Origin of the sequence: Kribbella polygonati (assembly GCF_050320105.1) — a bacterium.
Taxonomy (GTDB): domain Bacteria; phylum Actinomycetota; class Actinomycetes; order Propionibacteriales; family Kribbellaceae; genus Kribbella.
Window position 1 is genome coordinate 6,549,260 of the sequence record NZ_CP190129.1, and the last position, 21,823, is coordinate 6,571,082.

25 protein-coding genes are annotated in these 21,823 nt (G+C 68.9%); 14 read left to right on the top strand and 11 right to left on the bottom strand.

Annotated elements, in window-relative coordinates; genetic code table 11:
• Positions 1-52: 52 nt before the first annotated feature.
• Both ACQHIV_RS31115 and ACQHIV_RS31120 read right to left on the bottom strand, forming a co-directional pair.
• Positions 53-310, bottom strand: a complete 258-nt coding sequence (locus ACQHIV_RS31115) for a hypothetical protein (protein WP_427887414.1) — start codon at positions 308-310, stop codon at positions 53-55.
• Entirely contained in the window at positions 307-1,725 is a 1,419-nt protein-coding gene (locus tag ACQHIV_RS31120) for a hypothetical protein (protein WP_427887415.1), read from the bottom strand. The genes ACQHIV_RS31115 and ACQHIV_RS31120 overlap by 4 nt, the downstream gene beginning before the upstream one ends.
• A gap of 392 nt (positions 1,726-2,117) precedes the next feature.
• Here ACQHIV_RS31120 and ACQHIV_RS31125 point away from each other — a divergent pair, with 392 nt between their 5' ends.
• From ACQHIV_RS31125 to ACQHIV_RS31170, 10 genes are all read left to right on the top strand, one after another.
• On the top strand, positions 2,118-2,597 hold the full coding sequence (locus ACQHIV_RS31125) for a DUF6668 family protein (protein ID WP_325042293.1): 480 nt from the start codon (positions 2,118-2,120) through the stop codon (positions 2,595-2,597).
• A gap of 16 nt (positions 2,598-2,613) precedes the next feature.
• Complete coding sequence (locus ACQHIV_RS31130) at positions 2,614-2,892, top strand: TrbC/VirB2 family protein (protein ID WP_427887416.1); 279 nt, start codon at positions 2,614-2,616, stop codon at positions 2,890-2,892.
• A 3-nt stretch (positions 2,893-2,895) separates the two neighbouring features.
• Positions 2,896-3,765 (top strand): hypothetical protein, encoded by an 870-nt coding sequence (locus ACQHIV_RS31135; RefSeq protein WP_427887417.1) that lies wholly within the window; start codon positions 2,896-2,898, stop codon positions 3,763-3,765.
• Positions 3,762-4,667, top strand: coding sequence for a hypothetical protein (locus ACQHIV_RS31140; protein ID WP_427887418.1), 906 nt, complete (start codon positions 3,762-3,764; stop codon positions 4,665-4,667). Before ACQHIV_RS31135 ends, ACQHIV_RS31140 begins: the two co-directional genes overlap by 4 nt.
• A gap of 82 nt (positions 4,668-4,749) precedes the next feature.
• The gene (locus ACQHIV_RS31145) at positions 4,750-6,255 is read left to right on the top strand and encodes a hypothetical protein (protein ID WP_427887419.1); all 1,506 of its coding nucleotides are present in this window, start codon (positions 4,750-4,752) and stop codon (positions 6,253-6,255) included.
• On the top strand, positions 6,242-7,750 hold the full coding sequence (locus tag ACQHIV_RS31150; protein ID WP_427887420.1) for an SCO6880 family protein: 1,509 nt from the start codon (positions 6,242-6,244) through the stop codon (positions 7,748-7,750). The genes ACQHIV_RS31145 and ACQHIV_RS31150 overlap by 14 nt, the downstream gene beginning before the upstream one ends.
• Before the next feature lie 34 nt (positions 7,751-7,784).
• Positions 7,785-9,401, top strand: a complete 1,617-nt coding sequence (locus ACQHIV_RS31155; RefSeq protein ID WP_427887421.1) for an ATP/GTP-binding protein — start codon at positions 7,785-7,787, stop codon at positions 9,399-9,401.
• Positions 9,401-11,233, top strand: coding sequence for a type IV secretory system conjugative DNA transfer family protein (locus ACQHIV_RS31160; protein ID WP_427887422.1), 1,833 nt, complete (start codon positions 9,401-9,403; stop codon positions 11,231-11,233). Before ACQHIV_RS31155 ends, ACQHIV_RS31160 begins: the two co-directional genes overlap by 1 nt.
• The gene (locus ACQHIV_RS31165) at positions 11,223-11,600 is read left to right on the top strand and encodes a DUF4913 domain-containing protein (protein WP_141856453.1); all 378 of its coding nucleotides are present in this window, start codon (positions 11,223-11,225) and stop codon (positions 11,598-11,600) included. The genes ACQHIV_RS31160 and ACQHIV_RS31165 overlap by 11 nt, the downstream gene beginning before the upstream one ends.
• A gap of 1 nt (position 11,601) precedes the next feature.
• Complete coding sequence (locus tag ACQHIV_RS31170; protein ID WP_427887423.1) at positions 11,602-11,934, top strand: YrdB family protein; 333 nt, start codon at positions 11,602-11,604, stop codon at positions 11,932-11,934.
• Between the two features lie 157 nt (positions 11,935-12,091).
• On the opposite strand, the gene ACQHIV_RS31175 is transcribed toward ACQHIV_RS31170, so the two are convergent.
• Both ACQHIV_RS31175 and ACQHIV_RS31180 read right to left on the bottom strand, forming a co-directional pair.
• Positions 12,092-12,871, bottom strand: a complete 780-nt coding sequence (locus ACQHIV_RS31175; RefSeq protein ID WP_427887424.1) for a hypothetical protein — start codon at positions 12,869-12,871, stop codon at positions 12,092-12,094.
• A gap of 41 nt (positions 12,872-12,912) precedes the next feature.
• On the bottom strand, positions 12,913-14,232 hold the full coding sequence (locus tag ACQHIV_RS31180; RefSeq protein ID WP_427887425.1) for an MATE family efflux transporter: 1,320 nt from the start codon (positions 14,230-14,232) through the stop codon (positions 12,913-12,915).
• Positions 14,233-14,664: 432 nt separating this feature from the next.
• Between ACQHIV_RS31180 and dnaB the strand changes: the two genes are divergently transcribed.
• A complete protein-coding gene (gene dnaB, locus ACQHIV_RS31185) occupies positions 14,665-16,458 on the top strand; it encodes a replicative DNA helicase (protein ID WP_427896604.1) in 1,794 nt (597 codons plus the stop codon).
• Here the strand turns inward: dnaB and ACQHIV_RS31190 are convergent.
• The 5 genes from ACQHIV_RS31190 to ACQHIV_RS31210 are packed head-to-tail and all read right to left on the bottom strand — an operon-like array spanning position 16,455 to position 18,658.
• Positions 16,455-16,832 (bottom strand): VOC family protein, encoded by a 378-nt coding sequence (locus ACQHIV_RS31190; protein WP_427887426.1) that lies wholly within the window; start codon positions 16,830-16,832, stop codon positions 16,455-16,457. The two genes, dnaB and ACQHIV_RS31190, sit on opposite strands and share 4 nt — an antisense overlap.
• Positions 16,832-17,356 carry an SRPBCC family protein gene (locus tag ACQHIV_RS31195; protein WP_427887427.1) on the bottom strand — a complete coding sequence of 175 codons (525 nt, stop codon included), beginning with the start codon at positions 17,354-17,356 and terminating at the stop codon, positions 16,832-16,834. Before ACQHIV_RS31195 ends, ACQHIV_RS31190 begins: the two co-directional genes overlap by 1 nt.
• Complete coding sequence (locus ACQHIV_RS31200; RefSeq protein WP_380189714.1) at positions 17,353-17,670, bottom strand: ArsR/SmtB family transcription factor; 318 nt, start codon at positions 17,668-17,670, stop codon at positions 17,353-17,355. Before ACQHIV_RS31200 ends, ACQHIV_RS31195 begins: the two co-directional genes overlap by 4 nt.
• A 47-nt stretch (positions 17,671-17,717) precedes the next feature.
• Positions 17,718-18,080 carry a DoxX family protein gene (locus ACQHIV_RS31205; protein ID WP_427887428.1) on the bottom strand — a complete coding sequence of 121 codons (363 nt, stop codon included), beginning with the start codon at positions 18,078-18,080 and terminating at the stop codon, positions 17,718-17,720.
• Positions 18,077-18,658, bottom strand: a complete 582-nt coding sequence (locus tag ACQHIV_RS31210) for an NADPH-dependent FMN reductase (RefSeq protein WP_427887429.1) — start codon at positions 18,656-18,658, stop codon at positions 18,077-18,079. The genes ACQHIV_RS31205 and ACQHIV_RS31210 overlap by 4 nt, the downstream gene beginning before the upstream one ends.
• Positions 18,659-18,768: 110 nt before the next feature.
• Here ACQHIV_RS31210 and ACQHIV_RS31215 point away from each other — a divergent pair, with 110 nt between their 5' ends.
• Positions 18,769-19,233 (top strand): MarR family winged helix-turn-helix transcriptional regulator, encoded by a 465-nt coding sequence (locus tag ACQHIV_RS31215; protein WP_427887430.1) that lies wholly within the window; start codon positions 18,769-18,771, stop codon positions 19,231-19,233.
• On the opposite strand, the gene ACQHIV_RS31220 is transcribed toward ACQHIV_RS31215, so the two are convergent.
• On the bottom strand, positions 19,230-19,862 hold the full coding sequence (locus tag ACQHIV_RS31220; RefSeq protein ID WP_427887431.1) for a MerR family transcriptional regulator: 633 nt from the start codon (positions 19,860-19,862) through the stop codon (positions 19,230-19,232). The genes ACQHIV_RS31215 and ACQHIV_RS31220 overlap by 4 nt on opposite strands.
• Positions 19,863-19,944: 82 nt before the next feature.
• Between ACQHIV_RS31220 and ACQHIV_RS31225 the strand changes: the two genes are divergently transcribed.
• Both ACQHIV_RS31225 and ACQHIV_RS31230 read left to right on the top strand, forming a co-directional pair.
• Entirely contained in the window at positions 19,945-20,442 is a 498-nt protein-coding gene (locus tag ACQHIV_RS31225) for a DoxX family protein (RefSeq protein WP_427887432.1), read from the top strand.
• Entirely contained in the window at positions 20,439-20,840 is a 402-nt protein-coding gene (locus tag ACQHIV_RS31230; RefSeq protein WP_427887433.1) for a hypothetical protein, read from the top strand. The genes ACQHIV_RS31225 and ACQHIV_RS31230 overlap by 4 nt, the downstream gene beginning before the upstream one ends.
• On the opposite strand, the gene ACQHIV_RS31235 is transcribed toward ACQHIV_RS31230, so the two are convergent.
• On the bottom strand, positions 20,790-21,797 hold the full coding sequence (locus ACQHIV_RS31235) for a helix-turn-helix transcriptional regulator (protein WP_427887434.1): 1,008 nt from the start codon (positions 21,795-21,797) through the stop codon (positions 20,790-20,792). The genes ACQHIV_RS31230 and ACQHIV_RS31235 overlap by 51 nt on opposite strands.
• Positions 21,798-21,823: the final 26 nt, after the last annotated feature.

A 21,823-nucleotide genomic window follows, 5' to 3' on the forward strand; every position in this document is an offset into this window, starting at 1 on the left:
ACGCACAAGGCCCGCGTCCCCCTGGGGGGCGCGGGCCTTGTCCGTTGCGCGATCAGTTCTGGGCCGGGGTCGGCCAGTCGACCGGTTGCGGCTCGCTGGCCTGGCCGCCGGCGGAGTCGGATGTCGACAGGGTCGGCCATTCCGTCGGTGCGGGTTCGGCGGCGCTGCCCTGGTCCACGACTGTGACGGTCGGCCAGGTGGTCGGGGACGGCTCGTTGTCGTCGGCGAGTGCACGCCCTGCCGGCAGCAGCAGGGTCACGACAACGAGCGCACTCGTGAACTGCGCCGTCCGGCGCCCGGCCCCGCTCACTTCTTGGGGTCCAGGGCGTAGAGGACCGATCCGTACACGAGGATCGCGTGGTTGCTCGCGATGGCCCACGGCCGCGTCATGCCGGCCGGCATCGGGTAGCTCTTGCCGAGCGGCGCCACGGCGAACAGCTTCGTGGCGATCGTGCCGTAGACGTAGGTGGAACCGCTGAGCGACAACGGCTGGAAGTCCTGCAGCGTCCGCGTCTTGCCCGCGGAGAGGTCGATCAGGCAAGGCCCCCAGGCGGCGATCTTGCGCTGCGGGTCGGGTACCCAGGCCCAGCTGCTGGGCTCGCCGGACGAGGCGTCCGAACAGACCGCGACGACCTTCCCGCTGGCGGTCGAATGCACGACCGGGATCACCTGATCCGGCTGCTTCGGGTCCGTCCAGAGCACCAGCGCGTAGTCGGCGCTCGCGGTCACCACCTGCTGGAGGTTCTCCGCCGGCACGCCCTTCGGCGGCACTGGGGTGAGCGTTACGCGGTCCTTGCCCGGCTGCGACCAGCCGAGCGGCCCCTTCGGTCGTGCGTACAGGGTCCGGTCACCGTCGGCGAGCAGCGGTGTGGAGAATCGTTCTCCTTCTGGTGAGGCCACCAGCTTGCCTCCGGACACCACCATCGAACCGGCATCGCTGCCCAGCAGGATCAGCGGAGACTTGCCGAAGAAGGTCACCTTGGCACTGTCCGGCAGCGAGAGCTTGGTCGGCAGGGCGCCGCCGCCTGGCCAGTACGACAGGGTGTCCTGCGATGCGACCGCGAGCACCAGCTTGGAGTCGACGGTCGTGTAGACCGGGCTCATGGCGTCGTTCGGCACCTTGTCCTGCCAGAGCAGCTTGCCTGCGCTGCTGAAGACCGCCACCTTCTGATCGGTCGTCAGGACCGCGACCTCGGTGCCGTCCGGCTTGATCGCCGGTGTGCTGTTGGGGGCGATACCGACGGTCCAGCTGGCATGGGCCGACCAGCCGAGCGGCTGCGTCCGGGGTGGGAAGTCGTCCGGTCCCACGCTCGGGCCGGGCAGTTCCGGGAGCTTGGGTGACGTCGTGACCGTCGGCTTGTCGTTGCCGAGCTTGCTGAAGACCGTGATGTACAGGGCAGTGCCGGCGATCAGTACGACGGCGACGGCCATCGCCACGTAGATCGGCCACACCGGCTTCTTGTTCCGCTTGGAGTCGGTCTCGATCGAATCCACCTGACCGTCCGGGTGGATGACGAGGGGCCACGAGGCGCCGTCGGCCTCGACGGCGGTGGCCTTCACCGGGCGGCCGAGCTGCGCGGCCCGCTCCGCGACGAGCTGGATTGCAGCGGCTCGCGGATCGGAGTTGTTGAGCGGATGACTACGGCCCGCGATCTTCACTTCGGCGTTGTGATCGTCGTACAGCCGAATCGTGACCTTCGGCCAGGAAGGGATCTTCTCAGCCACGATGGCCTCTCATTCCCGCCACAGGTCTCCCTCGTTCATCCGGTTCCGACGTCCTCGTTCTAGCATGTCCCCCGCACGAGGCATGCCAGGGATTCCGGGCACGCAGAAACCACGCGGGCCCGGCGGCTCGACTGACCCCGACAAGGGGGTAGAAACATCCTCGCCTGTGGATGGGTCATGAAAGTACACCCGGAAAGCGAGAGAATACGGTGGGCGACTGCCTGTGACGGAACGCGAGAGGAGGGGCCATGACGCAGAACCCGTGGACACGAGAGCAGTCTCCGGGTCCACAACAGCAGGCGTCAGTGGCTCCGGGACCTCAGCCGGACATCACCCCGCGGGGGCCGTCCGCCCCGCAGCACGGGGTGCCGGCGCCCGCGGAGGATCAGCGCTTGCCCAAGTTCGCGATTCCGGCGGCGGACACGTTGTGGTGGGTCGGGGTGCACGGTGGCGCCGGCGAGACCACGATGTCCGTGCTGCTTCCGGGGACCCGGGCGGCCAACCACCGTTGGCCGATCCCGCCACCGCCGGTGCCGACACCGGTGATCCTGGTCGCCCGGACCCACGGGTCCGGTCTGCGCGCCGCGCAGCGAGCCGCGATCGAGTGGGCCTCGGGAGTCGTCCAGGGTGTCGCCGTGCTCGGCCTGGTGCTCATCGCGGACGCCCCGGGCCGGCTGCCCCGAGTGCTCGACGACTTCGCCGACATCGTCGGCGGGGGCGTCCCGAGGGTCTGGGACATTCCGTGGATCGAGGAGTGGCGTCGAGGGGAGGCTCCCACGCCTGACAACACCCCCGACGAGGTTTTCGAAGTACTTGAATCCATCTACGCACTTCGCGCGTCAAACCCAGCGGACTACCCCGCCCCGTACTGAAAGGTAAACAACCACCATGATGTTCGCACACCACCTGCTGACGGAGCTCCCGAACGTGCTCCCCCAGGACGCGCCTCCGGGCGTGGAGACCAACCTGCGGAAGGTCCTGGGCTGGGTGAAGTGGCTTGCTTATGGCGTCTGCACGCTCGGCATCATCATCGCCGGCGGCATGATGGCGGTCGGCCAGCGCCGCGGTGAGGGCGGCGAGCACGCTGCCCGCCTCGGCTGGGTGCTGGCGGCCTGCATCGTCATCGGCGCCGCGACCGCGCTGACCCAGGCTCTGGGAGGCTGGTAGTAAGTGGGGCTGTTCAGCGGGAGCACTGACTCCGACGGCGATTCCGACAGCGAGAAGAACCCTCGCTCCTTCCTCGAGGAGCGTGGGTTCGTCGCGTCGGCCATCATCATCGGAGCAGTGCTGATCTGCCTGGTGGTCTGGTTCCTGGCGCGGGGCTCGGGCAACAACCCGACCGCCGGCGCGAGCCAGTCGCCGAGCACGGTCGCTCCCACCGAACAGCCCACCGAAGTAGGTCCCACCGGGCCGCCCGCAACGCCGATCGACACGCCGACCGCCACCCGGACGGCTCCGCCGCCGCCGAACAGTCACACCGGCGGATGCCACGACAAGACTCCGGACCAGGGGATTCCGCGGATCGCCGCGCCGCCCGCGGTCACCTGGCAGTACGAGGCCGAGATGCTGGTCCCGCTGCAGGCTGCCAGCGGTCCGGCGACGACTGGTACGGACGGCGTGCGTTCGTGCTTCGCGCACTCGCCTACCGGCGCAGTGTTCGCCGCGATGGTCCTGCTCGGCCAGGTCCAGAACTCGGCGGTCAGCGTCGCCGCGCTGAACCAGCGCGTGCTGGCCGGTCCGGGCAAGGCCCTGGCCCTCGCCGCCGCGAAGGAAGACGCACGAACGCCACCGACCGACCCCGGCAGCGTGCAGTTCTCCGGCTTCAAAGTGCTCTACTATCCGCAGAACGCCACGCAGGCGATCGTCCAGATCGCCTGCAACCTGAACAACAAAGCGTTCGGGGCGATTCAGGTCACCATGCAGTGGTATCGCGGTGACTGGTACGCCGTCCTGCAGGACGACGGAACGTTCAACGGAACTGTGGAGCCAGACATCCTGTCCAGTCTCGACGGCTACGTTAGGTTCAGTGGTTCATCATGATCGCGCTGGGATGCTCGAAGTGGCCTTGGGACTGGGGCGACTGCATCAAGGATGCGATGAAGAACATCGCCGAGTGGGCGTTCGGGAAGATCTTCGACTTCATCTTCGAGGCGATCAAGAACGTGGTGGTGTCCGCCGTCGAGACAGTTCTGAACGGCGTCGGACTGATCTGGGTCAATATCCAGACCCCGGACATCTCGGAGAACACCCCGGCGATCTGGATCCAGCAGCACACCAGCTTCATCATGTTCTTCATCGCCACGCTCGCGGTGATCGCGGGTGCGATGCAGATGGCGTTCTCGCACCGTGGTGAGCCGGCCAGGGACATCTTGCGCTCGCTGATCACCCTGATCGTGGTCTCCGGCTCGACGACCGCGTTCGCCGGGGTGCTGATCTCGTCCGCGGACGATTTCTCGACCTGGATCATCCATCAGGCGCTGGGCACGAACGACCACGAGTTCGCGGCCCGCATCGGCGAGCTGCTGACCGATCCGCTGAAGGGACCGGGCGACGCGCTCGGGTTCGTCCTGGTGATCTTCGTCGGCATCCTGATGGTGATCACCGCGATCATCCAGCTCGGCCTGATGCTCGTCCGGTACGCGATGCTGATCCTCCTGGTCGGTGTGCTTCCGCTGACCGCGGCGGCGACGAACACCGAGATGGGCATGATGTGGCTCAAGCGCTCGGTGTCCTGGCTGGTCGCGTTCATCATCTACAAACCGGTCGCGGCGCTGATCTACGCCTCGGCGATCTACATGATGTCCGCGACCACGCCGACGTCCTCGCATGCGACGGGCGACACGAGCGTGACTCTCAAGATCGTCATCGGGGTCACGATGATGATCGTGGCAGTCGTCGCACTGCCGGCCCTTCTCAGATTCGTCTCGCCAAAGGCCTCTTGACATGATTCCGCTCGAGAATTGGGCCGAGAAGTTACTCCGGGAAGCGATCGACAAGGTCATTGGCCCCGTATTGGAAGCGGTGATGAAGTTCGTGTTCGAGCCCATCTTGAACGCCATCGCCAAGGCCGTCGGAACGCTGATGGCCACGATCGCCACCTTCTGGATCTATGTCCCTACGCCGGCTGTCGGCAACGACAACGGCCAGCCGGCCAACGACACGGTCAGCTGGGTTTGGCAGCACACCCAGTTCATCGCCCTTTTCGTCGCCGGTCTGGGATTGGTCTTCGGCTGCGTCCAGATCGCCTGGGCACAGCGTGGCGACTCCGCCCGCGAGATACTGAAGTCGCTGATCACGCTCGGTGTCGCGTCCGCCTTCGTGGTCGCCGTCGCACAGGTCCTGGTGACGGCCGGCGACACCTTCTCCAGTTGCATCGTGACCAGCGCCCTCGACTCCGGTAGTAATGCTGGTTGGACCGACAAATGCCAAAATCTGACCAGCGCCGACCCGACAGCCTTCGGTACGGCGATGACAACAGTGCTGGGCTTCGGTGCGGCAGCCGCCGTCGCGGGTTCACCGCTGTTGATCGGCATCATGATCGCAATCGGCATCCTGACCGTGATCGCGAGCCTGATCCAGATCGTCCTGATGGTGGTCCGGACAGCGATGCTGATCCTGCTGCTCGGGGTGCTGCCGATCGCGGCGGCCGCCACCAACACCGAGATGGGCAAGAACTGGTTCAAACGAATAATCTCGTGGTTGCTCGCGTTCCTGTTGTACAAACCGGTCGCGGCGATCATCTACGCGACGGCGATCCGCCTGGTGTCGAACAACGGCAAGCTCAAGTTCAGCTACGAGACGACCGAGCAGATGCTCAAGGATCCGCACAACCTCGGCATGATGATGATGAACGTCGTCACCGGTCTGACCATGCTGGTCCTGGCCTTGTTCGCGATGCCTGCGTTGATGCGGTTCATCGCACCGATGGTCGGGGCGACGGCCGGAGCGGCCGGAGCAGGCATGATCGCGGCCAAGCTCTCGCCCGGCCTGGAGAAGTTCGGCGACATGGCGAACAAGAACGCTGAGCAGAGCAGCAGCGAAGGCAGCAGCGGCAGTAGCGGTGGCAGCGACGGGCCGAGCGGAGCCCAGAACGTCGGAAACGCGCGGCAACAAGCGCCGAGCGGAGGTGGCTCGGCCGGCGGTGAGGGTGCGGCCGCGGGCGGTGAGGGTGCCGCAGGCGCCGGTGGTGGGGCCGCCGCCGGTGGCGGGGCTGCCGCGGGCGGTGGAGCTGCTGCAGGTGGTGGGGCTGCCGCGGGCGGTGGTGCGGCCGCTGCGGGTGGCGGTGCTGCCGCGGCTGGACCGGTCGGAGTCGCGGCGGTGGTCGCGATCAAGGCCGGCAAGGCAGTGAAGGACGGCGCCCAGACACTGAGCACGGAAGCCATGGGCGAGGACGCCGGCGGTGGCGGTGGCGGTGGTGGCGGCGGTGGCCCGTCCGGCAGCACCCGCAATACTGCGCAAGGCTCAAACGACAGCGGTGGCGGAAACCAGCCACCACCTCCAGCACCGGACGGACCAAGTGGCAGCGGCTGAGAACGTACGACGCGCACCTCGCACCTACGGCAACTGGCGGCAGCCCGCCTCGGCGGGTATCGCCGGGCTGGGCATGCTCGGCACCGGCCTCCTGATGGGCGGCCTGCTGGCGGTCGTCTTCGCGACGATGGCGGGCGGCATCCAGGCCGCTCTCATCACGTTGCTGATTGTTGGCGCGGGGCTCGGGCTCCTGGTCACCAAGGACAAGCACGGGCAGTCCACGCTGCAGCGGCTCTCGACCTACATTGGATGGCAACGAGCAAAGATGGCTAAGCACAACCTTTACCGCTCCGGCCCGCTCGGCCGGACCGCCTGGGGCAAGTTCCAGCTTCCCGGTCTCGCCGCGGCCTCCCAGCTGAGTGAGTACCAGGACTCCTACGGCCGCCCGTTCGCGCTCTTGTTCTACCCGAGCACCCGGCACTTCACCGTCGTCATCAACGCTGAGCCTGACGGTGCCTCGCTGGTGGACGAGGAGCAGGTGGACATCTGGGTGGCGCACTGGGGCCAGTGGCTGGCGTCGCTCGGGCACGAGCCGGGCATCGTCGCCGCCTCGGTGACCGTGGAGACGGCCCCCGACACCGGCATGCGGCTGCGCCGCGAAGTCGGATCCAACATGATGGACGGCACGCCGCCGATCGCGCGCGCGATGCTGACCGAGGTCGTCCAGACGTACCCGGAGGGGTCGGCGCTGGTCTCGGCTCGGGTCGCGCTGACCTTCAAGGGCACTGACCGGAGCGGCAAGCGGCGCAAGGAAGACGACATGGGCCGGGAGCTCGCTTCCCGGTTGCCCGCCTTGACGCAGAGCCTGAACGCGACGGGTGCGGGCGCCGCCCGGCCGGTCAGTGCGCAGGAGCTGTGTGAGGCGATCCGGATCGCGTACGACCCGGCGTCGGCCGCGCTGATCGACGAGGCGCGGAGCCAGGGCATGCCGCCCGAGATGCAGTGGACCGATGTCGGCCCGGCGGCCGCCCAGGCGTTCTGGGACAAGTACCGGCACGACTCGGCCTGGTCCGTCACCTGGCAGATGTCGCAGGCACCCCGCGGTGAGGTGTTCTCGTCGGTGCTGTCGCAGCTGGTCGCGCCGCACCCGGACATCGACCGCAAGCGGGTCACGTTGCTCTACCGCCCGTTGGACGCCGGTACGGCGGCCCGGATGGTGGAAGCCGACAAGCGCAACGCGTCGTTCCGGGCCACCGCGTCCGCGCGACCGTCGGCCCGAAGCCTCGCGGAAGCCCGAGCAGCCGACCGCTCCGCGCAGGAGGAGGCCCGGGGCGCGGGTCTGGTCAACTTCGGGATGGTGGTGACCGGGACCGTGATGACGCCCGAGCAGATCCCGGACATGATCGCGGCGGTCGACAACCTCGGAGCCACCGCGCGTGTGTTGCTGCGGACGGCATACGGGTCCCAGGACTCGGCCTTCATCGCCGGACTGCCGTTGGGTGTCGTGATCTCCAGCCACCTCGCGGTTCCGGCCGGGCTGCGGGAATCTCTATGATTGAGGCCCGCACAGTGGCACCTGGGGAGTCACAGTGAGCGACAAGAAGCAGAAGAAGCCGGTCGATCCGACCCGTCGCGGCCGACGGCCGATGCCTCGTGGCTGGCCGGGAGCGGGCGGGGGTTACTCGACGTACCTGCAGGCTGCGCAGGAGTGGCGTGGTACGACGGTGCAGGTCTGTGGGATGTGGCCGTTCGGGGCCGGTACGGGCAGCCCGATGGTGGGTGTGCCGATCGGCCGGAACATCCTGTCCGGCGCGACCATGTGCTGCGACCCGATCAGCTGGTTCATGCGGGCCAAGCTGATCTCGAACCCGTCGATGTTCGTGCTCGGCAAGCCGGGTCTGGGCAAGTCGACGATCACCCGGCGGATGGCCCTCGGCCTCGCCGGGTACGGCGTACAGCCGCTGGTGCTCGGCGACCTGAAGCCGGACTACAAGGACCTGATCGAGGCGCTCGGCGGCCAGGTCATCCAGCTCGGCCGCGGTCGCGGTCACCTGAACGTGCTCGACCCGGGCGAGTCCCGGGAGGCCGCGCTCCGGCTGACCGGCAAGGCCCGGGAAGCGATCCAGGCCGACGCGCACGGCCGCCGGCAGACGATGGTGTCGGCGCTGATCGCGATCATGCGGAACCAGAACCCGAACGACCGCGAGGAGACCATCCTCGACGAGGCGCTGAAGGTCCTGGACGAGCGGTTCCAAGGTACGCCGGTGCTCCGCGACCTGCTGCAGGTCATCCAGGACGCCCCGGACCGGGTCCGCAACGTGGCCCTGGACCGCGGCAGCCTGGACCGCTACCGGCAGATCACCGAAGGCCTCGAGGCCTCGCTGATCGGTCTGGTCGGCGGCGGCCGGCTGGGGGAGATCTTCTCCGAGCAGACCGACAACCCGATGCAGATGGACCGCCCGGTGGTGTTCGACGTGTCGAACGTCGACGACTCCGAGACCAGCCTGCAGGCCGCCGTACTGCTGGCCTGCTGGTCGTACGGCTTCGGCGCGGTCGCGGTCTCGCAGGCGCTCGCGGACGCCGGGCTGGAGCCGCGGCGGCACTACTTCGTCATCCTCGACGAGCTCTGGCGGGTACTGCGGGCCGGCAGCGGCCTGGTCGACCGGGTCGACGCGCTGACCCGGCTGAACCGGCAGCGCGGTGTCGGTATGGCGATGATCTCGCACACCATGTCCGACCTGCTGGCGCTGCCGAACCCCGAGGACCGGATGAAGGCGAAGGGTTTCGTCGAGCGTTCCGGCATGGTGATCTGCGGCGGGCTGCCGCGCGCCGAGATGGACAACCTGACCGAGGTCGTGTCGATGTCCATGGAGGAGCAGAACATGCTGGTCGGCTGGCAGGACCCGCCGGCCTGGGACCCGGCGACCGGCAAGGAAGCGGCGCCCCCCGGCCGAGGCAACTTCCTGATCAAGGTCGGTGGCCGCCCGGGTATCCCGGTGCATGTCGGCCTGACCTCGGTCGAGCGCGAGATCAACGACACGAACAAGCTGTGGACGACGGGCGAGAGCGGCGTGCCACAGGTGGTGGAGGTCGCGCCGGACGGTACGCAGGAGGTCGTCGGGGAGTACCGGATGGACGACCCGTCGATGCTGCCGCCGCCGGACCCGACCACCCGGGTCACCGCCCGGACGGGAGTTGACGAGTAATGGCGGACGGCAAGCGGAGCACCGGGCCGGGCGGGATCTCGCCCGAGGCGATCTTCATCTTCGTGGCCGTGGGCGCGCTCGCGGTCGTGGTGTTCGTGCTGTGGGTCGCGCTGAAGGTCGCGTCGCTGGTCAACAAGACGTTGCCCGCGAACAACCCGTTCAACGCGATCGTCGACCTGGCGAAGGGCAACCTGTCCTGGTCGGGCGCCGCGACCGGCGTTCTGATCGTCGAGGTCGTCGTCCTGCTCGGCATCGGCGGCGGCGTCTGGTGGATGGTCCGGAACCGGAAGCAGTCGGTCGGGCGGGTGGACCGGCAGGCGTCGTTGATGGCGAAGCGGTCGGAGATCTACAAGCTGACTCGCGAAGGCGCGCAGGAGAAGGCGAACCAGCTCGGCATCGCGGACTCGGGTCCGGGCATCCTGATCGGCCGGACGGTGCAGGGCAACCTCGAGGTCTTCGGCAACTGGGAAGACATGCACGTCGACATCTGGGGTCCTCGTACCGGTAAGACCACGTCGCGGGCGGTGCCGGCCATCCTGGACGCGCCGGGCTGCGTGATCGCCACCTCGAACAAGCGCGACATCGTCGACGCCACCCGCGGCCCGCGCTCGGAGAAGGGCCCGCTGTGGGTGTTCGACCCGCAGGAGGTCTGTGAGGAGCCGCCGAACTGGTGGTGGAACCCGCTGACCTACATCACCGACGAGACCAAGGCGCGTGAGCTCGCCGAGCATTTCGTCGCCTCGCAGCGCACGGTCGGCGCGCAGACCGACGCGTTCTTCGACGCTGCCGGTACCGACCTGCTGGCCGGCCTGCTGCTCGCCGCCGCGGTGGCGAAGCGGCCGATCACCCAGGTCTACAGCTGGCTCGCCGACCAGCGGAACGACGAGCCCGAGCGGATCCTGCGCAACACCCCGGGCCTGCAGCTGTCCGCGGACGCGCTGGCCGGTGTCATCAACGCGCCGGACAAGCAGCGCGCCGGTGTCTACGGTACGGCGCAGCAGAGCGCGCAGTTCCTGGTCAACCGCAAGGTCACCCGCTGGGTGATCCCGAACGGGCCGAACGACAACCGCCCGCAGTTCAACCCGCACGAGTTCGTCCGCAAGGGCGGCACGCTGTACAGCCTGTCCAAGGAAGGCGCCGGTACGGCAGGCCCGCTGGTGACCGCGCTGACCGTCGCCGTCGCCGAGGCCGCCGAGCAGTACGCCCGCGGCTGTCCGCTCGGCCGGATGCCGAAGCCGCTGGTCGGCGTACTGGACGAGGCCGCGAACGTCTGCCGCTGGAAGAACCTCCCGGACCTTTACTCGCACTTCGGCTCCCGCGGCATCGTGCTGATGACGATCCTGCAGTCCTGGGCGCAGGGCCAGGAGTGCTGGGGCGACCACGGCATGGAGAAGCTCTGGGGCTCGGCCAACATCCGCGTGTACGGCGGTGGCGGCGCGGACCCGAACTTCCTCGAGCGGCTCAGCAAGATGGTCGGCGAGTACGACATCCAGTCCAACTCGGTGTCGTACAACGAGGGCAAGCGCGGTACCAGCCAGCAGGTCCAGCGGCACAACATCTTCGACGTGTCCGCGCTCGCCGCACTGCCGGCCGGGCGGGCCGTCGTCCTGTCGTCGGGTCAGCCGGCGACGCTGGTGAAGACCGTCCCGTGGTTCACCCGGCCGGACGCCGGTACGGTGAAGGCGTCGCTGGCGAAGTACGATCCCGGAGCGGCGACGAACATCCCGGTGAGCAACAACCCGTGGGTGGCGTCGCAGCAGCCGGCGCTCCAGCAGCGCGGCCCGGAGCGCCCGGTCTGGGAGCAGAACGAGGGGAACAGCGGTGGATGGTGAGCAGGAACTGTTCTACCCGCACGTCGCGGAGTTCGTCGAAGACCGGCTGATCTATCTGTACACGCGGCGGCTCGGGCAGCAGTTCGTCTGGTGCCCGGAGTGGTACCGGCACGCCGAGGCGCTCAGCCGGCTGGACTCGATCTGGCGTGCCTGGGAGCACCTGCGGCTGGACCCGGCGACCGGGATGTCGGTCTGGTGGCGGGACCACGCCGACCCGCACATGATGGCGCTGCTGGACCCGGACGGCCCGTTCGCCGCCTGCCGGAACAACCAGCACACCGACTACCCGATCCCGCCGCTGCCGGTGCAGGAGCCGCCGGCCGGCCTGTTCTTCGACCAGCGCCAGCCGAACATCCGCGGCGTCTGAGATGTGGAAGGCGGCGAACCTGCTGCTCGCCTTCCTCGTCGAGATCCTGGCCCTGGGCGTCTTCGCGCGCTGGGGCTGGGTCACCGGCGGTACGACGGCAACCCGCATCCTGCTCGCGGTCGGCCTGCCGGTCGTGGCGGCCGTCCTGTGGGGACTGTTCGCAGCGCCGACCGCGAACCGCGGACAGATCCCGCGCTGGATCGTGAAGATCCTCGTCTTCGCCCTCACCGGCGCCGCCCTATGGAGCCTCGGCCACCCCCTGCTCGCCCTCGCTTTCCTGCTGGTCGTCGCCGCGAACCTAGCGATCATCCACACCCAAAACCTGCAGCCCTAGGCCCCACCTCCCCACCCCCGCCCACCGCGAGGCGCAGCGCGCCCGACCCCTCACGCCGATTGGGGGGCGCGGAGCGCCCGAGTCCCTCAGGCCTTCTGTTGGGTGCGGAGCGCCTGGCGACTTCTCGTGGCGGGGTGGGGCAGGGCGCGTGCGGTGGTCAGCGGTCGCGGCGGCGGTCGATGGTGAGGTCGGGGGTGCCGGCGCGGCTGGGGTTCGGTTTCAGGGCCTTGCCCTTCTGGTCCCGGACCTGGGCGTGGCCACGGACGTGCAGCCGCGCTTGGGGGAGCTGCGCCTCAGGCGCTTCCTCCGGCGGCGTCCGGACGGCCTCGGACGCGTGCGGCTGCGCCTCGCGAGCCTCTGCGCGGTGGTCCTGTGCGGAGGCGTCGTAGCTGTCGGCGATCCGGTCCTCCGCGACGGCGCTACGCTCCTCGAGGGTGGCCAGGTTCTCCATCCGCCGGCCGGCAGCGTCGAGCCCCGCGGCACCGGGCTCGTCGGGACGCGCGGCCGCCTCGTCGCGCTCGTGCCGTCCGTGGGCGCGGTCACCGATCCCACGCTGCTTGTCGTTGGCGGCGTACTGCCGGTGTACGTCGCGGGACTGCTCGTCGGCGTACGCGAGCTGCATCGCCCGAGTAGTCTCCGCGGTGGCGTCGAGCACCTCCCCGCGGAGGCGGTGCTCCTCGAGCGCCTGCTGGTCCTTGGAGGCGAGCTCGATCTCCTCGCTGCGGGCAGCCGCGTCCTCCTCGTCCAGGCGCGCCTCCGCGTCCTCTTCGTCGAGGTGCTTGCGGGCCTCGTCGTCCAGGTCGTGGGTCGGGAACTTGTCGGCCTGAGCCCGGGCCTTGGCGGCACGCCGCTCGCGGGCGGCCTCAGTGTCGTCGTCGCCCTGCTCCCGCTGAACGGGGTCGAGCTCGACGGACAGGTCGTCGTCGGTGTCGGGCATGCCGCTCCTTTCCTTCTGCGCAACGATGCCGTACCGCAGGGTCAGCGGACAGCCCCCGTGACCAGCCAGCTCTCCCGGCGCTCCCGCGTCGTCAGCGTGAGGAATCGGAGCAACATGTACCCGCCGAAGGCCCACCAGAGCGCGACGATCCCGCCGCCCGCCCACAGCACCGCCAGCGCGAGCGGAACGTACAGAACGAGCGCGACCACGCCCGCCATCGCCAGGTAGCGCCCGTCCCCGGCACCGATCAGTACGCCGTCCAGCACGAACACCACCCCGTTCACCGGCTGCCAGAGCGCGGCCACGATCAGGATGCCCGCCAGGGTCCGCCGTACGTCGGGATCCGACGTGAACCAGGGGACGTAGACGCCCCGCAGACCCCACAGCGCGAGGCCGCCGATCAGCCCGGAGAACAGGCCCCACCACATCATCCGGCGGGTGATCGCCCGCGTCCCGGCGACGTCGCCCGCGCCGAGCGCGCGGCCGGTGAGCGCCTGCGCGGCGATCGCGATCGCGTCCAGCGCGAGCGCCAGGAACGACCAGAGCGTGAACGCCACCTGATGCGCCGCGACCGACGTCGTACCGAGCGCGGTCGCGACGAACGTGAGCAGGATGATCGCCGCCCGGAGCGTGAGCGTCCGGACGATCAGCGGCACGCCCATCTGCGCCGACGCGAGGATGCCGGGCCGGTCCGGGCGGAGCTTGGCGCCGTCCCTCCTGGCGCCGCGGACCACGACGACCACGAGCGCCACCCCGGCCCCGGTCTGCGCGAGCGCCGTACCGAGGGCGGAGCCGGCGATGTTCAGGTGTACGCCGTACACGAGGAGGACGTTCAGCCCGATGTTCGCGAGGTTCGCCGTGATCGCAACGACCATCGGCGTCTTCGTGTCCTGCAGACCACGCAGTACGCCGGTGGCCGCGAGCAGGAGCAGCATCGAAGGGATCCCGAAGCAGCTGATCCGCAGGTACGTCACGGCGTACCCGGCGACCTCGGGTGTCGGGTCGAACGCGCCGATGGCCTGCGGCGCGAGCACCAGCCCGACCACCGCGAGTACGACGCCGAGCAGCAACGCGAGCCACAGTCCGTCGATGCCCTGGGCGAGCGCGCCTTTGTGGTCGCCGGCGCCGATCCGCCGGGCGACCGCGGACGTGGTGCCGTACGCCAGGAACACGCAGATCCCGACCAGGGTCTGCAGGATCGTCCCGGCGACCCCGAGCGCGGCCAGTTGCGGCGTACCGAGGTGGCCGACGATCGCCGAGTCGGCGAGCAGCATCAGCGGTTCGGACACCAGCGCGAAGAACGCCGGGACCGCGAGGCGGAGGATCTCGCGGTCCTGATTCCGTGTCAGCGCCAGGGGCATAACCGGTATTGTGCCTTACTCGGCCTGTGGAAAACCTGCTCCTTCCCAGACTCCGGAAGAACCATCGGAAGTTTTTCTCCTCCACAGCTGTGTATCGGAGAAATCCCAGGTCAGAGTGCCCTTGTGGATCTCTTGCCCACAGATATCCACGGGCTTGTGCGCAACCTGTGCACACGACTTCGGCACGTTACCCACAGCTCTTCCCCACCCCCTGTGGACGGCCAGGTGGCTTTGGGTGACGGGACCGGCGTACGGTCGCGAGGCCGATGCCGTCCGGCGATCAGAAAACTGTCCGTGGGACTGGCTATGGTTCGATCAGGTGTTCGAATCCGGCACCGATGATCGGCAAGGTCGGCGAGGAGGTCGGGCGAAGTGAGCGTGGCGGAGTTCCGCGGGGGCCAGGACGACGGCCACGAAGAGCGCAGTCCGGCGATGGGCTTCGACCGCACGCCGCCGCAGGACCTGGCGGCCGAGCAGTGCGTGCTCGGCGCGATGATGCTGAGCAAGGACGCGATCGCGGACGTGATCGAGAACCTGCGCAGTACCGACTTCTACCGGCCGGCGCACGAGGTGGTCTTCGACGCGATCACCGACCTGTACGCGCGGGGCGAGCCGGCCGACGCGATCACCGTCGCGGCCGAGCTCAACAAGCGCGGCGAGATGACCCGGATCGGCGGCGCGCCGTATGTGCACACGCTGGTCGCGTCCGTCCCGCTCGCGGCGAACGCGTCGTACTACGCGCACATCGTCCGGGAGAAGGCGATCCTCCGCCGCCTGGTCGAGGCCGGTACGAAGATCGTCCAGCTCGGGTATGCCGGTGAGGGCGAGGTCGACGACGTCGTCGACGAGGCGCAGGCGGAGATCTACTCGGTCACCGAGAAGCGCACCGCCGAGGACTACGCCCCGCTGAAGGACATCATGGAGGGCACCCTCGACGAGATCGAGGCGATCGACTCCCGGGGTGACGCGATGGTCGGCGTACCGACCGGGTTCACCGACCTGGACGAGCTGACCAACGGGCTGCACCCCGGCCAGATGATCATCGTCGCGGCCCGTCCCGCGATGGGTAAGGCGCTCGCGCTCGACACCCCGCTGCCGACGCCGGCCGGCTGGACCACGATGGCCGAGGTCGCGGTCGGCGACCAGTTGCTGGACGCGGACGGGCTGCCGACGACGGTGGTCGCGGCGACCGAGGTGATGGTGGACCGGCCGTGCTTCCGGCTGTCGTTCTCGGACGGCAGCACGATCGTCGCCGACGCCGAGCACCAGTGGCGGGTCGAGGACGGCGGCCGCCCGGTGATCTGCACGACCGAGGACCTCTACACGGCGATGTCGGCGAGTCCCGGACTGACACCGTCGATCCCGGGGTCGGCGCCGCGGCAGATCACCGGGCACGGCTACCCGGCCGCGCTGACCGGCGAGGGGGAGCGGCGGCTCGAGTGGGTCGACCCGGTCGCCAGCGTCCCGGTGCGCTGTGTCGAGGTCGACAACGCCGACCACCTCTACCTGGCCGGCAAGACGATGATCCCGACCCACAACTCCACGCTCGGCTTGGACTTCGCCCGGTCCTGCTCGATCAAGCACGGCCTGACCTCATGCATCTTCTCGCTGGAGATGAGCCGCAACGAGATCACCATGCGACTGCTCTCCGCCGAGGCGAAGGTGCCGCTGCACCACATGCGCAACGGCAAGATGACCGACGAGGACTGGGCCCGGCTGGCCCGCAAGATGGGCGAGGTCTCCGAGGCCCCGCTGTTCATCGACGACTCGCCGAACCTCACGATGATGGAGATCCGCGCCAAGGCCCGCCGCCTGAAACAGCGCCACGACCTGAAGCTGATCATCATCGACTACCTGCAGCTGATGACGTCCGGCAAGAAGGTCGAGTCCCGCCAGCTCGAAGTCTCCGAGTTCTCCCGCTCGATCAAACTCCTCGCCAAGGAACTCGAGCTCCCCGTGGTCGCCATCTGCCAGCTGAACCGAGGCTCCGAACAACGCTCCGACAAACGCCCCATGGCCTCCGACCTCCGCGAATCCGGCAGCTTGGAGCAGGATGCTGACGTTGTCATCCTGTTGCATCGCGAGGATGCGTACGAGCGGGAGTCGACCCGGCCTGGTGAGGCGGACTTTATTGTGGCCAAGCACCGGAACGGGCCGACTGCGGATGTGGTTGTGGCGTTTCAGGGGCACTACTCGCGGTTTGTGGACATGGCCCACGACGGTTAGGCGAGTTCTGGTTCGGCCCAGGTGGAGAGGCAGAAGGGGTGGCCGGCCGGGTCGGCGTAGACGTAGCAGTGGTCTGAGTTCGGCTGGTAGGTGAAGCGGGTGGCGCCGGCCGCCAGGGCTCGGCGTTCGGTGGCTTCGAGGTCGTCGACGTAGAACTCGAGGTGCATCTGCATCGGGACATCGCCGTCCGGCCAGTCGGGTGGGCGGAAGTCGGCGACCTGCTGGAAGCCGATGCTGCCGCCGTCGCCAGTGGCCATCGCCCAGTGTTCGTCGCCCTTCGCGATGCCGCGGGTGAGCTCGGCGTAGAAGTTCGCGAGGGCCAGGGCGTCCGGGGCGTTCACGGTCACGCCGTTGAACTTGATCCGGTCCGACATCAGTCGACCTTGGTGGCTTCGTACGCCGAGGACAGCTCGGTCCAGCGTTCGTGCCAGGCCGTGGCGGGCCGCTCGCCCGACCAGCCGCCTTGGTGTGCGGCGCCGCCGAGTGCGAGTGACCGTCCGAGGTCCTCGAGATGGGCCTGCCAGCCCGCTCCGTAGTGGTGGAGCTTGTCGACCGGCAGCCCGCGCTCCTCGACGACCAGCCTGGTCCGCGACCCCTCCGCGGTGAGCCACGCCTCGAGCTGACCCTCGTCCTCCGCGCCCGGCTCCGACGTGATCAACAGATGGCCGGGCGGCTCGCAGATCTCGATCCGCGCCGAACCGTTCCACGAACTGGTGAAGACGAGCTGGACCGTGCCGCCCACCCGGAGCTCGCCCGATACCTGGGCGATCCAGCGCGCGAGCCGGTCCGGCGTCGTACACGACGCCCAGAGGTCGTCGATGTCTGTGTCGTACACGTCCTCGACGCGCACCGCTCCACGGGTCTCGTCGAGTGCCCGCATGGTCCCGATCAGGTTCACTTCCGCTCCTTCTTTCCCCGGGCGATCTCGGTGTGCAGCGCGTCCAGCCGGTTCCGCCAGAGCGCGCGATAGCCGTCCAGCCATTCGTCCACCTCGACGAGCGCCTCGGGGCGCAGGCGGTAGATCCGCCGCTGCGCCTCCTGCCGTACGTCGACCAGCCCGGCCTCTCGCAGCACCCGCAGGTGCCGGGAGACGCCGGGCCGGGCGATCGGCAGCGCGTCGGCCAGTTCGCCGGCCGTCGCCTGGTGGTCCCGAAGGATCTCGAGCATCGTGCGCCGGCTCTCGTCGGCCAGCGCGTGCAGCACCGCATCCATGCGGTTCAGCGTACCCAATCGGTTACGTACCCACAAGGGTACATAGATCAGAAGCGAGCCACCGCGACGAAGACCGACAGGGCGAGCAGTACGACGTTCATCGCGACGCTCGAGTACTCCGAGCGGCGCGCGTGGGTGATGATCGCGCCGAGCATCGTGACGGCCAGGCCGATCGCGGCGACCGGGGTCAGCCACGGGGCGATGTCGAAGGCGCGGGGGAGGATCAGGCCGACGGCGCCCGCGATCTCCGCGACGCCGATGAACTTGATCAGCTCGATCGGGAACGGCGCCGCCCAGCCCATCCGCGGGTTCGCGGCCAGGGCCGCCTTGGTGGCGGGGACCTTCATCACGCCGGACATCAGGAACAGTGCGGCGAGTACGCCGGCGACGATCCAGGCGGCGACGTTCATGCGGCCACCGGCTCACCGACGCGGACCTGCTTCAGCGCACCGGCCCACGACTCGAGCTGGTCGAACAGCACCGCGGCCTGGTCGGCGTACTGCGGTCCGGGCGTGAAGGTGCTGAAGTTCTCGAAGTCCGTGAAGAGCGAGAACGACAGCTGCTGACGTACGTCGGCGATCTGCAGTTCGGCGCTGATCGCGCGCAGGTGCTCGATCGCCCGCGCCCCGCCGAGCGATCCGTACGACACGAAGCCGGCGGCCTTGTTGTTCCACTCGCCGTACAGGTAGTCGATCGCGTTCTTCAGTACGCCGGACGTCGAGTGGTTGTACTCCGGCGTGACGAAGACGAACCCGTCGTACGCCGCGATCGTCGCGGCCCAGGCCTTGGTGTGCTCCCCGGCGTACTGCCCGGCCGCCGGCGGGACCGCCTCGTCCAGGTGTGGCAGCGGGTAGTCCGCCAGGTCGATCAGTTCATAGGTCGCGCCGCTCCGCTGCTGCGCCTGGGTGATGACCCAGTCGGCGACCGCCTTGCCGTTGCGGCCGGGGCGGGTGCTGCCGAGGATGACCGCGATCTTGAGGTCGCTCATCGCGACGACTCCTTCGAGTTCGAGGAAGGGATGACTTGAAACTTCAAGTAAGACCATAGAGCGATTGACATGAAGATTCAAGTCATTGCGGAGCTGGCTATGCTGCAGGCATGGGGAGTGGGACGCGCTGGCTTCAGGACGACGAGCTCGAGACCTGGAAGACCCTGCAGCTCACGATGGCCCTGCTGACCAGTGCCCTCGGCGAGCAACTCCAGCGCGACTCGAACCTGAGCTTCCTGGAGTACTACGTTCTCGCCGGCCTCTCGGACCAGCCCGAGCACACGATGCGGCTGAGCAACCTCGCCGTACTGGCGAACTCCGAGCTCTCCCGGCTGTCACACCTGATCCGCCGCCTGGAGAACCGCGGCCTGGTGCGCCGCGAGCCTGATCCCAATGACGGCCGCTTCACCAATGCGATCCTCACGCCCGACGGTTACGCGGAACTGGTGAAGGCCGCGCCCGGCCATGTCGAACTGGTCCGCAAACTGGTCTTCGATCCGCTGACCGACGACGAAGGGCGCGCCCTGCAGAAGGCGATGGCCAAGCTGCTGCCCGGTCTCCTCGGCGACTGCTAGCGATCCTTCCAGCGCTCGGCCGAGATCGACTCCTGGGCGAGCAGTCGGAGTGATGCGATCAGCGTCTCGCCGAGGATCGTGCCGATCACGACCGACTCGGCCAACTGGTCGCGCGTGGGGTTGCTGGTGACGGCGTCGATCTCGAAGCGGGTGAAGCGCTCGACGGAGTCCGCGTAGGTGTCGAGGTGCGCGATCAGGTTGTCCTGCCCAAGGCTGCGGAACGCCGCAATCGTGTCGATCAGGGTCGCCAGGGCCGGGGCTTCGGGATCGACGGTCCAGTCGCGGTCGTGGATCAGCTTGGTGACCTGCGCGGTCGCGGCGTCGCGGGCCTCGTCGGTCGCGGTCAGCCGGCGCGTCGGGGTGAGTGCGCGATGGGCGCGCCCGATCTGTTCGTGCAGCGGCTCGGTGTCCGAGTCGAGTGATTCGAGGATCTCTTTCACCGTGGCCACCGGTACCTGTGCGAGTTCGATCAGCGCGCGGATCAGCCGCAGCCGGCGGACGTGCGGCTCGCCGTACGACGCCTGGTTCGGGCTGCTGAGCTCGCCGGCCGGCAGCAGACCCTCGCGCAGGTAGTACTTGATCGTCGGCACCGGGACGTCGGTCGCCTTGCTGAGTTCCCCGATTCGCATCGCTTGCCTTCCCGTTGACTGTGATGGATAGTATCAGTATCCATAAGCGGATACCTGAACTATCCATAAGGAGGCGAGCCGGATGATTCCGCTCGTACTGATCCTGGCGACCGCCGGCTTCCGGGCGCTGGGTGCGCTCGGCGTCCGCCGGTTCGCGGCCTGGCCGGTGGCCGCGGCGCACGCGATGGCCGTGATGCTCGTGCTGACCGCGAGCGCGCACTTCGTCCCGGCGAGCGTGACGGTGATGCCCAACCACGCCGACATGGTGCGGATGGTCCCGCCGTCCCTGCCGTACGCCGACGCGCTCGTCTACCTGACCGGCGTACTCGAGCTGCTCGGCGCCGCCGGTCTCGTGGTCACCGCAACGCGCAAGCCGGCCGGTTACGCCCTGGCCGCGCTCTTCGTCGCGCTGCTGCCGGCCAACATCCACGCCGCCGTGGCGCACGTACCGTTCGCGGGCGGCGCGGCGACCCCGCTGTGGCAGCGGATCCCCGAACAGATCCTCTACCTCGCCGTCGCGGTCTGGATCGCGCGGTCGGCCACCACAACCACACCAGTCAAGGAGCGCGTGTTCGCATGACCGAGGCATCCCGCACTATCGCCGGCGCCATCCTGCTCACGATCGTGACGATCCAGTTCGGCGGCTACTTCATGACCCGGATCGTCCGCGGTCAGGTGCCGATGACCGACTTCCAGAAGTCCTTCGCCCGCGCGGGGCACGCGCACGCCGGCGTCCTCGTGATCCTCGGCCTGGTCGGCCTGCTGTACGTCGACCAGACCGGGCTGAGCGGGTTCTGGCTGTGGGTCGCGCGGCTCGCGATCCCGGTGGCGGCGATCCTGATGTCCGGCGGCTTCTTCGCGTCGTCGGCCGGCAAGGACCGGACCGGGCCGAACCAGTTCCTGTGGATCCTCTGGCTCGGCGCGGCGTCACTCGCGCTCGGCGTCGTCACGCTTGGGGTCGGCCTGATCGTTGCCTAGTGCAAACGCCCGGGCGAGCCGTTCGCCGACTCCGCTGATCAGTTCGGCCGTCTCGGGGGTCGCCTGGTCGACGGTGAGCGGGCCGAGCGCGGCCAGGGCGGCCACCTGGGTGAGGAGCATGCCCGGGGTGTCGGCGCTGAACCGGACCTTGCAGGATGACTCGTCGACCGGCGTCACGATGCCACGAACAACCCCTTCGAACGTCGAGGTGACCTCGGCCGCCGGCGCTCCGACGGTCACCTCGACGCTGTGCTGGTACTGCGCCGACACGAAAGACTCCACCAGGTACGTCGGCCCGTCCACCACTCGCGGCGTGAACCGGTGCAGGACCGAAGCCGCCGAGGAGATCCGGTCGACGCGGAACGTCCGCCAGTCGTCCCGGTCCGGGTCGAACGCGAGCAGATACCACCGCCAGGCCAGCGTGAGCAGTTGGTGCGGCTCGACCCGCCGCCGCGTCGGCTCCCGGCTGCGCCCGGCGTAGTCGAACGCGACGATCTCGTGGTTCCGGCAGCAGCGGGCGAGTACGGCGAGTACGCCCGGATCGACCAGCGGGAGACCGGGTCGCGGGATCGCCTCCGCGGCCGATCCGACCGCCGCGAGCTGCGGCCGCAGCCGCGCGGGCAGGACCTGCTCCAGCTTGGCCAGCGCGCTCATCGAACTGTCCGCCATCCCGCTCACCCCGCCGCCGGCCGCGCCGACCAGGCTGACCGCGACGGCAATCGCCTCGTCGTCGTCCAGCTGCAGCGGCGGCAGGTGCGTACCCGAGCCGAGGCGGTACCCGCCCGCGGTCCCGGTCGTGCCGGTCACCGGGTAGTCGAGCGCCCGCAGCCGCTCGACGTCCCGCCGTACCGTCCGTTCGGTGACGCCGAGGCGGTCGGCGAGCTCGTGGCCGGACCACTCGCGGCGACTCTGCAGCAGCGACAACAACCGCAGCAGCCGGCCAGGCATGTCTCTCATGAGCCCATGATTCCTTGCGGACAGGA